Raw genomic sequence first — 14,421 nt, 5'->3', positions numbered from 1 at the left:
GGGCTCAGCCGGCCGCGACGGGAGAGGACGCGGGGCCGGACGAGGACGACGCCGGGCCGGACGAGGATGCGGGGCCGGTCGGCGACGTGGGGCCGGATGGGGGAGCGGACGCGGTGCGGGCGAGCGAGCGGTGGGTGATCCGCCCGATGTGGGTGACGAGTTCACCCACGGACATCGCCAGGATCGCCTCCATGTCCTTCTCCGCCAGGAAGCCCATCAGGTCCACCTCCGCCCCGTAGCGGTGGTGCAGCGCCTCGGCCAGGGCGACGAACTCGACGCTCTCCAGGGCGAGGTCCTCGTTGAAGGTCGTCTTCATCGTCACCTCGTCCGCGAGGAGGTACTCGTCGCCGACGATCTCCACCAGCATGCCGGTGATCTCGGCGAGGACGTCAGATGCCATGGTGTGTCTCCCTGAGGTCGAAGGGGACGCCGGTCGCCCGGCCGTGGGCGGTCCAGGCGACGACGTGGTCGGGCGGCGCGGTGGTGAGAGCGGCGGCGCCGGGCGGGACGGTGGGGGGCGGGGTGGCGGACAGCAGGGTGGTGCGGACCGGGTACGGGTGCCCGTCGGGGGAGCGCACCAGCAGTCCGCCCCCGTCCGGGCCGCCGTCCGGGTCCGCGCGGACCCGCCAGTCCCGCGGCCGGCCGCCCAGCCCGCGCCCCTCCGCCTTGGCGGCGGCCTCCTTGGCGCACCACAGGGCGGTGAGCGCGGCGGGCAGCCCCGTGCCCCGGGCGGCGGCCAGGGCCTCGGCCAGCGGGAGTTCACCCGGACCCAGCGCGATCCGGACCAGCGCGTCCGGGTCCGCGGTCACCGCCTCCACGTCGATCCCCGGCGCCGGCCCGGGCCCGGCGAGGGCGACCGCGACCCGGTCCTTGTGCGCGATCGTCAGCCCGAGCCCCCGGGTGAGCGGGCCCAACGCCAGCGGACGGCCCGCGGAATCGTTGCCCACGGGCACCTCCACCGGGAACACCGGCCCGGCGCCCCCGTCCCACAGCACCTGCCGCAGGGCGTCCTTGGCCGCGATCCGCCCCAGCAGCCAGGGCGCCCGGGCCCGCGGCGACAGCCGCCCGTACGCCTCCCGTTCGGCCGCGCCCAGGTAGCGGCGCATCACCAGTTCCTGTGAGGCGGGATCGCTCCAGCGCCGCCGGGCCAGGCACCAACCGCCCGGCTGGGGCTCGCCGATGCCGCACACCTCGGGGGTGAACTTCATCGGCCAGACCCGTTCGTCGGCGCCGAACCTGCGGTACGTCCACCCCTCGATCCGGGCCCACACCCCGCCGTCGGCCCGGACGAGTTCGAGGTCCCCGCGCACGGAGACCTCCCGCACCCCGCGGACCCGGGCGGTGACCCGCAGGAGTTCCCCGGGGGCCGGGGGCGCCCCGTGGAAGCGGATCCGGTCGACGGTGGCCGGGAAAACCAGCCGGTCCACCGGCAGCCGCAGCTGCATCCAGTGCCCGAACAGCTGGCCGGCGGCGTCGAGGAGGGCACCCGGGTCGGGCAGCGCCCGTATGATCCCCTCGATGCCGTCCGCGGCCACCGTGCGCACCTCGTGCACGGCGGCGAAGCGCGGACCGTGGAACATCCACCGGTCACGGTAGAGCGCCGCCGCGCCGACCGGAGCGGGCCCCGGGTCGCGCAGGGGCGTGGTGTCGGGGGCGGGCGGCCGCTCGTACCGCGCGCCGAAGAGGACGACGACGGAGGCGTACTCCCCGATCGCCACCCGGAGCCGCCCGGGCCCCTCGTCGCGGACCTCGGCCACGACGTCCAGGGCCGGCTCGACGGGCAGCCAGCGCAGGGCCCGTACGTCGTCGAACCCGGTGACGACGAGGCCGCGGGGGGCGTACCGGCGGGCGGCGTCGGCCGCCAGCTCCAGCATCGTGGTCATGGGCACGACCGGGAACCGGTCGGAGTCCTCGGGCCAGCCGTCGGGCTGGAGGTACACGCAGTGGTCGCGCACGTAGGGCAGCGAGGCGAGCGAGACCCGCAGGCCGAGCCTGCCCAGTACCCGTCCGGCACTGCGGGGCTGTGCTGGTGCGGCGCCGGCTGCCGGGGCGGGGCCCGATCCCGGCGGCCGCCCGCCCGTTCCCGTGCCGGGCACGGGAGGGATCCCGGCGGGCGCGGGAACGGGCGAGGACGGGACCGGCCGGGGCCCGGCCGGAACGCCCCGCGCGGCCGCCCGGGCCGCCGGGCCGGCCGGGCCCGCCGTCGGCGCGGTCAGCAGGCCACCGAGGGCGGTCCGGGCTGCATCGCCCAGGCGGACCAGCGGTGATCCGAGGTCCAGGGGCACGGCGCGCCCTGGGGCGCCGGCCCGCACGGCCGGCCCGGTGTCGCCCGCGCTCGCCGGGGAGCCCGGGCCGGGCCCGGGCGCGGGCGCGGTGTGCGCCGGCGACCGTGTTGCCGGGGCGGCCGGCCCTCCCGGCCCGCCCCGGGACGGCCCGCACCCCGGCGCGGCCTGCGAGGACGAGACCGCCAGGCGGGCCCAGTCGGGGGAGCGGCCCTCCGCCCAGAGGGCCGCACAGAGACGGTTCAGGGACGCGCGTCCCGTCAGGCGGGGCGAGGAGGCGGCCACCGAGACGTGGGGGCGGTCGCGCAGCGTGTCCTCGACGAACCCCGGCAGGCTGCCCGGCCCCAGCGTGACGAAGCTGCGCACGCCCTCCTCCTCGTACAGCCGCAACGTCAACTCGCGGAAGCGGACCGGCTCCAGGAGATGGCGCACCACCAGCTCCCGCACCTCCGCCTCCCCGGACGGGAACGGCGCGCAGGTCGTGGCCGACCAGACCGGCACCCCGCCCGGCCGCAGCGGCAGCCGGGCGAAGGCGGCGCGGACCTGCCCGAGGTAGGGCTCCCACATCGGCGTGTGGAACCCCGAACGGAACGGCAGTTCCTGGCCCAGCACCCCCTCCCCCCGCAACCGCGCGACCACCGCCGCCACTTGGTCCGGCTCACCGCAGACCACCGACTGGTGCGGGCAGTTGTCGTGGCTGACCACCACCCGGTCCAGGCCGTGCAGCGCCGCGCGCGCCCGCCCCGCACCGCAGCCCAGCGCCGCGTACACCAGGTCCGGCACCTTCAGCGAGCCCGGCCGCAGCGAGTCGAGGAAGGCGTCCGCCGCCTCCTGCGGGTAGAGGCCGGCGGCGACCATCGCCGCCCACTCCCCGAGGCTGTGTCCGGCCAGCACATCGGCCCCGATGCCGAGCTCCGGCAGCACCCGGGCGAAGAAGCGGCCCGTCGCGAGGGCGTCCAGGGCCCGCTCCACCAGCCCGTCACCCCGCCCGAGCCGAGGCCGGGGCAGGGCGAGGAGCTCCGCCACGTCGTCCACCACCGGGGCGAACTCCGGCTCCAGGCCGGGGAACAGGAACGCGGTGCGCCCGCCCAGCGGCTCCGGGGCGAACCACACGTCCCCGCGCCCCCGCCAGGCCCGCCCGCGCGCCACCGCCTTCGCGGCCAGCGCGAGCCGCTGCGGAGTCGGCCCGAGCACCGTGAGCCGGCAGGGCCCCTCCCCGCCGGACACCGGAGCGTCCGCCGCCAGCAGGGCCGCCAGCCCGGCCGGATCGTCCGCCGCCAGCAGCAGCACGTCGCCGGGCGCGCCCGGAGTCCCCACCGGTGCGGCCGGTCCCGCCGGGGGCAGGAACCTGCGCACCGGCAACGCCACCGGGCGGCCGGCGGCCGGCACCTCCTCCAGCACCACGTGCGCGTTGATCCCGCCGAAACCGAAGGCGTTGACCCCGGCCCGGCGCGGCCCGGCCCCCCGCTCCCACGGCTCGGCGGCCGTCACCGGCCGCATCCGGGTCCGGGCCAGGTCCGGGTGCGGGTCCTCCAGGTGCAGCGTCGGCGGCAGCACCCCCTCGTGCACCGCCAGCGCCGCCTTGATCAGCCCCGCCATGCCGGACGCCTGCATGGTGTGCCCGAGCATCGACTTGACCGACCCGAGACCGATACCCGGCCCCTCACCCCGCCCGCGCGGCCCGAACACCCGGGTCAGCGTGTCCAGTTCGGCCGTGTCGCCCACCGGGGTACCCGTGCCGTGGGCCTCCAGCAGCCCCAGCGCGCCCGGCTCCCGCGGATCCAGCCCGGCCTCCCGCCAGGCCCGTTCCAGCGCCCTCACCTGACCCGCGACCAGCGGGCTCATCAGGCTCGCCGCCCGGCCGTCCCCGTCCACCCCCGTCCCGCGGACCACGGCGTAGACCCGGTCGCCGTCCCGCCGCGCGTCCGCCAGCCGCTTCAGCAGCACCACCCCGGTCCCCTCGGACAGCAGCGTCCCGTCCGCCCGCCGGTCGAACGGGCGGATCCGCTCGCTGGGGCTCAGCGCCCGCAGCTGCGTGAACACGCTCCACAGGGTGGCGATGTGGCAGTGGTGCACCGCGCCCGCGACCACCACGTCGCAGCGCCCGGCCGCCAGCAGACCCACCGCCTGGTCCACGGCCAGCAGCGAGGAGGCGCAGGCCGCGTCCAGCGTGTAGGCGGGACCGCGGAAGTCCAGCCGGTTCGCGGTCCGCGCGGCGGTGAAGCTCGGCACCAGGCCGATCGACGCGTCGGGCCGCTCCGGACCCAGCGCCGCCTGGAACGCCGACCGCACCTCCGCGATCCGCCGCTCCCCGAGCTCCGGCGCCAGCTCACGCAGCGTCTGAGCCAACTGGTGTGCCGTACGCACCCGTTGGTCCAGCCGTGCGGTGGCCACGCCCATGAACCCGCCGCGCCCCAGCACCACACCGATGCGGGAGCGGTCGGCGGGCAGTCGCACCTCACCGCCCGCGTCCGCGATCGCCTCGGCCGTCGCGTGCAGGGCCAGCAGCTGGTCCGGCTCCGCCCCCTCCACGGCGGCCGGCATGATCCCGAACCGGGTCGGGTCGAACCGTGCAAGGCCGTCCACGAACCCGCCGCGCCGGCAGTAGAACCGGTCACCGGCCACCGGCCGCCCCGCGCCCGGACCCTCCGGCTCGTAGTACACCTGCGGGTCCCACCGCTCCGGCGGCACGTCTCCGACGCAGTCCGCGCCGGAGAACAGGTTGCGCCGGTACGCGGCCAGGTCTCCGGCACCCGGGAACACCGCGCCCATCCCGACGATCGCCGCGTCGGACGGCCGCGGGCCGGGCCGCCGCCGCTCACTCATCGCCGCCCCCCGCCGCCGGAACCGGTGCCGCCGCCATCAGGACCACCTGTACGTCGCTCCCGTGGGCGAGTTCGGCGAGGAACGCGGCGGTCCCGGCGTCCGGATCGATGAGCGGGATCCCGCGCCCGGCGTACGCGCGCGCCAGCTCGGGCGTCACCATGCCGCCCGACTCCGCCGCCCACGGACCCCAGTCCACGGCCAGCACCCGGCCCGGGAAGGACCGCGCCCAGGTGTGCGCGAGGCAGTCCAGGGCGTCGTTGGCGGCGCCGTAGTCGCTCTGCCCGCGGTTGCCGTACACCCCGGCGACGCTGCCGAACAGGGCCAGGAACCGGGGCGCGGGGCCGTCCCCGTGGTCGGCGGCCGCTGCGGCCAGGTGCCGGGCGCCGGCCACCTTGGCGGCGAACACCCCCGCGAAGTCCTCCGGCCGCTTGTCGCGCAGCAGCCCGTCCCGCAGCAGGCCCGCGCCGTGCACCAGCCCGTCGAGGCGTCCGTGCCGGGCCCGTACGTCCGCCACGACGGCCCGTACCGCGTCCTCGTCCGTGACGTCGGCGCGGTGGTAGCGGACCGACGCCGCCACACCGGCGAGGGCGGCCAGGGTGGCGCGCACCTCCCGCTCGGCGAGGATCCGCGAGGCCGCCGCCTCGATCTCGGCGGGGGTCCGCAGCCCCGAGGCGATCAGCGCGGCACGCAGCGCCACCCGGTCCCGGGCCTGCCCGAACTCCTCGGGTACGGGCGGGGGTTGGGGGGTGCGGCCGAGCAGCTCGACGTGGCACCCGGTGGCCCGGGCCAGCGCCAGGGCGGTCCGGGCGGTGATGCCGCGGGCCCCGCCGGTGAGCAGCACCACCGAGTCCGGGCCGAGGGGCGCCGCGGGCTCACCGGCCGCGTACAGCGGAGCGGGCACCGGGCGGCGGACGAACCGGGTCCCGTCGAGGGCGTACCCGACGGAGACGGGCCCGCCGTCGCCGGGCACGCCGCCGAGTTCCGCGAGCAGGTGGGCGGCGATCCGCCCGGGCTCCTCCTTGGGGTGGACCTCCACGGCACGGACCAGCGTGCCGGGGAACTCCAGGGCGGCGCTGCGGGCGAACCCGTGCAGGCCGGCCCCGGCCGCACCGGGCACACCGGCGAGCACCAGCCGCCCGGCGCCGCCGACCAGGGCCCGCCGCAGCCCGGCGAAGGCCCCGGGCAGCACAGGCTCCGTGCCGCCGCGCAGCCCGGACAGGTCGACGATCCCGTCCCACCCGCCCTCTGCGGCCCCGAGCACCCCCGCCTCGGCCCCGTGCTCCCGCAGCACCCCGGCGAGGGCATCGGCCACGCCCTGCCCGTCCCCGACGACCCCGACGCGCAGCCCGCGCAGCCGCCCGGGATCCCCGTCGGCCGCCTCCACGGGAACGAGATCCACCCGAAGCCGCACGACCGCCCCCGGACCGCGTCGAACCCCAGGGTCCGGGACACCCTCGACCCCCCGCACCGGACCGGGCCTCACGGCGCCGCCCGGGGGACCGCCGTCCCAGGCGGCCGCGCCCTGACCCGCTGCGGGGGCCTGGGCCGGGACGGCCGCCGTACCTCCGGCGGAATCCCCGGCTGTGGGTGAATCCGTGCCGGCGACGCTCACTCCGGCGGGGGCCGGAGGCTGTGTCCCGTCCGGGGGCGGGGCGGTCCCGGCGGGGCCGGGACCGGGGCCGGGGTCTGCGGCCGGGGCGTACCACGGGTCCGGCGACGGGGTCGGGGTCGGGGTCGGGGTGGGGAGCGGGAAGGCGGCTGCGCCCGGCTCCGGTGAGCGGCCGGGTTCCGTGCCGCCCGCGTGGGCGACGACCCAGTCCACGATTCCGCGCAAGGTCTTGATCCTGGACAGCGCCTCGACCGCCGTCCCCTCGGACCCTCCGGTGTCCCGGGGGAGACCGATGCGGTCGGCGAGGGCGCCGATGATCTCGACCCGCTTGATGGAGTCGATGGACAGGTCCGCCTCCAGGTCCAGCCCGGGGTCGAGCATGTCCGGGGGATAGCCGGTCCGCGTCTGGACGATCTCCAGCACCACCTCCATGACCTCCTCGGCCGTACGAGGTCCCGCGCCGCCGGAGCCCGCCCCTCCGGGCGGCAGGTCCGGTCCGGCCCCGTCGGCGGAGGCCGCCGGCGCCGCCCAAGGTGCGGGCGCCGCGGCACCACCGGCGCCGGCCGCGGGCGTCCACCCGTCCCCCGGGCCCGTCGGCGTCCAGCCGACGGCGGGGTCCGCGACCGCCGACCAGGCCCCGGCTTCCACTGCGGGCACGGGGATCCAGCCGGTGCCCGAGCCCGCCGGTGGCGTCCAGGGCAGGGGGCCGGTCGGGGTACCCCCGTCCGGACCCCACCCCGCGGCGGGCTCCGCCGCTGCCGCCCACGGCCCGGCCGCCGCCTGGGCGCCGGCCTCCGTGACGGGCACGGGCATCCGCATGCCCCCGGCGTCCGGCGGTGCCGCCGCGGAAGCGGCCTGCGCCCAGGCGGTTTGGTCCGCCGCCGACGGCGCACGGGCCGTACCGGACGCGGCCACCGGCGGTTCACCCCTCCAGGCCGCACCGGCCTGCCCGGCAGGGAAGGCCCCCGCCCCCAGGTACCCCACCAGCACCTCCCGCTGCGCGGCGATCAGTTCGCGGGCCCCGCGCAGGTACTCCAGTACGGCCGCGTCCCGGGGGCCGGCCGACGGCCCACCAGCCCAGTGCGGAGCCGTCGGGAGTCCGGAAGGGTCGACCGCCGCCCACGCGGGGGCGTCCCGGACCCCGGGCGGCTGGGGCTCCGCCCAGGCCGGCGCGCTGGGGGAGCCGGCGAACAGGAGCGCGGCCCCGTTCAGCGCTTTCCCGAAGTCGGGCGGGTACCCCGTCACCCCGTGCGGCGCCATCCGTTCACCCATGGCCGGAACACCCGTCGCGGGCAGGGGTGTTCGCGGGTCGGGGGAGTGGCCCTCCACCCCCTCCGCGGCCGCCCGGCGGTCGGCCACCGGAACACCCGACCCGTTCACGGTCGTCCAGTGGCCGGCCGAGTCCGCCCCGGGCGGGGCCGTCCAAGGACCGGCCGGGTAGGCCGCCGCCCCGTCCGGCGTCATCCCGGACTCGGCTGGGTGGGCCGCCGTCCGGCCGGGCGTGGCCCAGGGGTTGGAGGGGTGGGCTGCTGTCCCGCCGGGTGTGGTCCAGGGTTGGGTCGGGTGGTCCGTCGTGCCGCCGGGCGTGGTCCAAGGAGCGGATGGGTGGGGCACCGGCCCGCCAGGCGTGGTCCAGGGTTCGGCCGGGCGGCGCGCCGTGACGCCGGGTGTGGTCCAGGGTTCGGCCGGGCGGTCCGTTGTGCCGCCGGGTGTGTTCCAGGGGTCGGAGGGGTGGGCTGCTTCCCCGCCGGGTGTGGGCCGGGGCTGGGTCGGGTGGTCCATCGTCCCGCCAGGTGTGTTCGAAGGATCGGCCGGGCGGTCCGTCGTGCCGCCGGGTGTGGCCCAGGGGTCGGAGGGGTGGGCTGTTGTCCCACCCGGCGTGGCCCAAGGTGGGGCCGGATGGTCCGTCGTGCCGCCGGGCGCGGTCCAAGGGGCGGATGGGTGGGATGCTGTTCCGCCGGGTGTGGCCCAGGGTGGGGCCGGGTGGTCCGTCGAACCGTCAGGCACGGTCCAAGGATTGGACGGGTACGCCGCTGTCCCGCCCGGCGCGGTCCAGGGTTCGGCCGGGCGGGTCGCCGTGCCGCCGGGTGCCGTCCAGGGTCCGGGCGGGTGCGGGGACGGCCCGCCGGGCGCCGTCGCGGGAACCGGCGTCGGCAGCGGGAGTCGGCGGGCCGGGTGCAGGCCGCCGGGGACGGGAGCGCCGGCGGCGGTGCGGACCAGGTGGCCGTCGACCAGCCAGCCCGGCCGGTTCGGCGCACGCTCCGGCAGCCGCCGGGTCCGGCCCCGGAACAGGGCCTCCGGGTCCACCGGTACACCCGCCGCCACGAGTTCCGCCAGGGCCGTCACCAGCCGCACCAGGCCGTGCTCACCCGGCACGTCCAGCGGGACCACCGTGTGCGGCCGGCCCTCGAGGATCCGGCCGACCAGCCCGCAGAGGACCCGCCCCGGGCCCGCCTCCACGAACGTCCGCACCCCGGCCGCGTACATGGCCTCCACCTGCTCCACGAACCGGACCGGCTCCGCCACCTGCCGCGCCAGCAGGGCCCGTACGCCGTCGGCGTCGGCCGGGTACGGCGCGGCCGTGGTGTTCGACCACACCGGCACCACGGCCCCGCCCAGCTCCGTACCGGCCAGCTCGGCGGCGAGCGCCCCGGCGGCCCCCGCCACCACCTCGCTGTGGAAGGCGCAGGCCACCGGGATCGGCTGCGCCGACAGCCCGGCCTCCCGCAGCGCGGAGACCACCCGCTCCACCGCCGCCGCCGGGCCAGAAACCACGCACTGGCGGGGCGCGTTGTGGTTCGCGACCACGCACCCGGCCCGCTCCGCGATCCCCCGCACCTCCTCCGGGGCCGCCGACACCGCCGCCATCGTCCCCGGATCCGCTCCGGCGGCCGCCAGGATCGCCTCCGCCCGGCGCACGCTCAGCCGCAGCAGCTCCGGCATGCCGTACACCCCGGCCGCCCACAGCGCGGTCAGCTCCCCGTACGAGTGCCCCGCCACGGCGTCCGGCCGCACGCCGAGCCGGCCGAGCAGCAGGTGCGCGGCGGCCCCCGCCAGGCCCAGGGCCGGCTGGGCCACCCGGGTGTCGGTGACCGCCGCACGCCGCGCCGCCCGCCCCTCGGCGCCGAAGGACGCCGGTGGGAACACCGCCCGGACGACGTCCGCCGGAGCCTCGTCCAGCAGCCCGCGCAACGCCGGGAAGGCCGTAAACAACTCACCTAGCATCCCCGGGCGTTGGCTGCCCTGCCCGGGGAAGAGGAAGGCCACCCCGCCCGGCTCCGCAGCCTCCGCCGCCGCCCCCTCCTCCCGCACGTGGACCCCCGCGCCCGGAGCGAAGGCCCGGGCCCGCTCCAGCCGGGCGGCGAGCTCCGTCAGGTCCCCGGCTACGACCGCGACCCGGACCGGGCCCGTGCCCGAGGCGGCCGCCTCCGCCGCGAGGTCCCGCAGGGCCCACGGCCGTCCGGCCGCGTCGTTCTCCTCCAGCCGGGCGGCGAGCCGCGCCATCACCCGGCCCGCCGCCCGCCGGTCCTCGCCCCGGAAGCAGAACAGCTCGGCCGGCCACTCCTCCAGCCCGTGCGCCGGTTCCGGCGCGCCCTCGTAACCGGCCAGCACCGCGTGGTAGTTGGTGCCGCCGAAACCGAAGGCGCTCACCCCGGCGATCCGCCTCCCCGCGGGCACCGCCCACGGCCGGGCCTGCGCGTCGAAGAAGAAGGGGCTGTCCGCCTCCCGCCAGGCCGGGTTCGGTGCCTCGACGTGCAGCGTGGGCGGCCGTACGCCCGCGTGGACCGCCCGCGCCGCCTTGATCAGCCCGGCCAGCCCGGCCGCGCACTTGGTGTGCCCGATCTGCGACTTCACCGAGCCCAGCGCGCACGAGCCGGGCGCGGCCCCGGCCTCGGTGAACAGCTCGGTGAGGACCGTCAGTTCGGTACTGTCGCCGACGACCGTGCCAGTTCCGTGCGCCTCCACCAGCCCCACCTCCCCCGGACTGATCCCGGCCCGCGCGTAGGCCCGTTCCAGCGCCCGGCGCTGCCCTTCCGGCCGGGGCGCCGTCAGGCCGAGCGAGCGCCCGTCGCTGGCCGAGCCGACGGCCTTGACCACGGCGTACACCCGGTCGCCGGCCCGCTCGGCGTCCGCGAGGCGCTTGAGCACGAGGACGCCGACCCCCTCGCCGAGTGCGATCCCGTCGGCCGCGGTGTCGAAGGGCCGGCAGCGGCCTCCGGGGGAGAGGGCGCGGACCGAGGAGAACATCAGGTAGTCGTTGATGCCGTTGTGCAGGTCGGCGCCGCCGCACAGCACCATGTCGGCGTCACCGTCGCGCAGTTGGCGGCAGGCGAGGTCCAGGGCGGCCAGTGAGGACGCGCAGGCCGCGTCGACCGTGCAGTTGGCGCCGCCCAGGTCGAGCCGGTTGGCGACGCGGCCCGCGATGACGTTGGCGAGGACGCCGGGGAAGGAGTCCTCGGTGAGGCGGGGGAGCTGCCCGTCCAGCCCGGCGGGGACCGCGCCCAGGTAGGACGGCAGCAGGGCGCGCAGCCCGTACGCGCCCGCCAGCTCGGTACCGGCCTCCGCGCCGAAGACCACCGCCGTTCGGGAGCGGTCGAACTCCCGTGCCTTGTCGTAGCCGGCGTCGGCGAGGGCCCGCGCGGAGATCTCCAGGGCCAGCAGCTGGACGGGTTCGATCCCGGCCAGGGAGGCGGGCGGGATGCCGTGCGCGAGGGCGTCGAAGGGCACCGGGCCGAGGAAGCCGCCCCACCGCGAAGGGGTGCGCTCGCCCGCCCGCGCGGGGTCGGGATCGTAGTAGAGGGCCGGGTCCCAGCGCTCGGCCGGCACCTCGGTGACGGCGTCCGTGCCGTCCAGGATCCGCGCCCAGTAGGCGGCGAGGTCGGGGGAGCCGGGGTAGGCGCAGGCCATGCCGACGATCGCGACCTCCAACGGCCCGGCGGCGGCCCCGGCCGCCTCCCGCTCCTGCGGGCCGAGGAGCTCCCGGGCCCGCCGCTCCAGGAAGCGCGTCGCGCCCTCGGTCACCTGGGCGTGCAGCTCCGCGACGGTGGTGGTGGCGGACCGCAGTGCGGCGGCCTGCCCCAGCATGAACAGCCCCTCGGCGTACTGCTGTTCCTCGTCCACGGCCTCCAGCCGACGGTCCGCCCCGGCAGGGCCCGTCACGCCGGCCGGGAGGGCCCCGCCGCCCGGGCCGGCCACGGGAAGCCGGCCGGAGCCGCTGCCCGGCCTGGCGCCTCCCGGCCCAGCGCCTGCCTCCGCCCCCGCACCCTCCGCTCCGCCGATGCCCCCAGGCCCCGCGACGCCCGCCGATCCGGACCCGGCGCTCTCGGGCCGGGCGTCCTCGGCCCCTGCGCTTTCGGGCCGGGCGTCCTCGGCCCCTGCGCTCTCGGGCCGGGCCTCCTCGGGCCCCGCGCCGCCCGGCTCCCCGGTCCGCCGCCGGAGGCCCTTCGCCGCGAGGCGCAGGCGGCCCAGGTTGAGTCGTTCGAGCTCCTCCCACACCGTGCGCGGTTCGGTGCCGTCGGCCGTGAGCCGTTGCCGCACGGCCTCGAAGGCGCCGGTGTACGGGGTCGGGGCGCAGCGGGTGGCGTGGCCGGGGGCGGTGTGCAGCAGGACGGTCTCCGCGCACTCCACCGCCGTCCGCTGGAAGACGGGCAGCACCGCCCCGCAGTCCACGGCCTCGCGGGTGAACAGGTAGGCGGTGCCCATCAGAACGCCGACCCTCGCGCCCCGCGCGGCCAGCGGCGCCGCGGCCGCGACCGCCATGGCGGCGGAGCGCTCGTCGTGGATGCCGCCCGCGAACAGCACGTCCAGTTCCCGTGGTTCGGGGCAGGACAGCAGGAGTTCGATCTGCTCCTCCCACAGCGGGAACGAGGCCCGCGGCCCCACGTGCCCGCCGCACTCCAGCCCCTCGAAGACGAACCGCCGCGCCCCCTCGGCGAGATACCGCTCCAGCAGCCCCGGCGACGGCACGTGGAGGTGGGTCCGGATTCCGGCCGCCTCCAGGGGCGCCGCCTGCGCCGGGGTACCGCCCGCGATGATCGCGTACGGGGGGCGGGCGGCGGCCACCGCCGCGAGCTGCTCCCGCCGCAACGCCTCCGGGGCGAAGCCGAGCAGGCCGACGCCCCAGGGGCGGTCCCCCAGCCGTGCGGCGGTCCCGGCCAGCAGGGCGCGCACGTCGGGGCCCTCCATCACCGCGAGCGCCAGGTACGGCAGCCCGCCCGCGGCGGCGACGGCCTCGGCGAAGGCCGCCTGATCGCTCACCCGGGTCATCGGACCCTGCGCCACGGGGTACGGACGCTCCAGCGGCCGGGCCCGTACGGCGGCCTCAAGGTGCCCGGTGACGGCCGCCCGTACGGCCTGGACCACCCCGCCGGTGGTCCGGTGGCGGGCGGCCAGCCGGGCCGCCGAGGCCCCGTCCTGCCCGACCGGCAGCAGCTGCGCCCGCAGGGAGCGGGCGCCGAGCAGAGCGGGTACGGGTCCCTCTGGCGGGGACAGGTCGGGCCGCGTGAACACACGGTGCCCGTCGGCCAGTCGGGTCTCGGACCCGTCCATGGCCCGGAGCACCGCCGCCACTTCGGCGGGTAACGCCTCCTCCACCTCGGCCGTCAGGGCGAGTTGTGCGTCGAGCAGCACTCCGGCGGCGCCGCCCGCCACCGCGGCGGCCGCGGTGTGCGGCCCGATCCCCCCGCAGACCCGCACGGGCACCCCGGGCCCGGAGTCCCCGAGCAGCTGCTGCAGGAGTACGAAGGAGGTGGTCCCGCCGACCCGGCCGCCGGCCTCGTGCCCCCTGGCGACGAGCGCCTCCGCTCCTGCGGCCACCGCGGCGGCCGCCTCCTGCGGGCTGGTGACCTCGGCCCAGATCCGGGGCCGCCCCGCCGCCCGGGCCCAGGCGGCCACCTGGTCCGGGGTGTGCCGGGCCGGGTCGGCCAGCAGTACGGTGTCCACCTGGGGCGGCAGCCCGTCCGGCCCGATCGGGCAGCCCGCGGGCACCCGCACGCCGTACCGGCCGCTGCCACTGCCACCGCTGCCGACAAGACCACCGCCACCGCCACCGCTCGCACCGGCACCGCGGCCGAGCCACCGCGCCAGCTCGTCGAAGGCCTGTCGCGCGGCGTCCGGGTCCCGGCCGAGGTCGAGCAGCCCCAGCGCACCGGCACGCGCGGCGGCGCTCACGACCCGGGCATGCGGCTCCTCGAACGGGCTGGCCACGACGACCAGATCCCGGATGGCGGCGGACTGCGGGGGAGGGGTCACGGACGCTCCTCTTCCAGTGCTGTGTGACATGGCGCAATACAGGGCGGAAGAACGGGGGAGAGCGGGGTGAGACGTGCGGTGAGGCGTGCGGTGGCGCGGTGAGGCGGCGGCTGGGATCACGGGGGCCGCGGGGAGCACACACGGGCGGCGGGAGCACGGATGTGAACCGGATTGAACGAGGGTCAAAGCTCCCGGCGCCGCGATGCATCGTGCGAGCGGCGTCGCGCACTGTCAACAGCCATGCGGAATACCCCGCTTCGCGCCCCCGGAGCACTCAGGGGTCCTCGTGCGGCCCGTCGGTGCCGGCCGCCCGGCGGTCCTCTCCGTCTGACCAGCGGCATCGGCCGCCGGGGGTTCGTACGCCGGAGCACGCGCGGGCGCACGGTGGCGCCACCGGCTCATGCCGCACCGGCATGCGTCGCCGCCCATCCGGTATGAACGGGCTCCGGAAAT

At 78.1% G+C, this 14,421-nt stretch carries 3 protein-coding genes and 1 pseudogene; all 4 read right to left on the bottom strand.

Annotated features, from left to right (window positions below):
- Window positions 1-4 precede the first annotated feature (4 nt).
- Window positions 5-400: an acyl carrier protein gene (locus ACFY0O_RS02855; protein ID WP_388941932.1), complete on the bottom strand. Its 396-nt coding sequence runs from the start codon at window positions 398-400 to the stop codon at window positions 5-7.
- Entirely contained in the window at window positions 390-3,638 is a 3,249-nt protein-coding gene (locus ACFY0O_RS02850; RefSeq protein WP_388942258.1) for an acyltransferase domain-containing protein, read from the bottom strand. The genes ACFY0O_RS02855 and ACFY0O_RS02850 overlap by 11 nt, the downstream gene beginning before the upstream one ends.
- Before the next feature lie 24 nt (window positions 3,639-3,662).
- Window positions 3,663-5,054, bottom strand: a pseudogene (locus ACFY0O_RS02845) (polyketide synthase); the annotation flags it as partial.
- 46 nt (window positions 5,055-5,100) lie between these two features.
- Window positions 5,101-13,968 (bottom strand): SDR family NAD(P)-dependent oxidoreductase, encoded by an 8,868-nt coding sequence (locus ACFY0O_RS02840; RefSeq protein WP_388941930.1) that lies wholly within the window; start codon window positions 13,966-13,968, stop codon window positions 5,101-5,103.
- Between the last annotated feature and the right edge of the window lie 453 nt (window positions 13,969-14,421).

It is taken from the genome of Streptomyces sp. NPDC001594, from assembly GCF_042893675.1.
Lineage (GTDB): Bacteria > Actinomycetota > Actinomycetes > Streptomycetales > Streptomycetaceae > Streptomyces.
The sequence above is the reverse complement of the archived record's forward strand: the minus strand, read 5'-3'. Positions and strand labels throughout refer to the sequence as shown.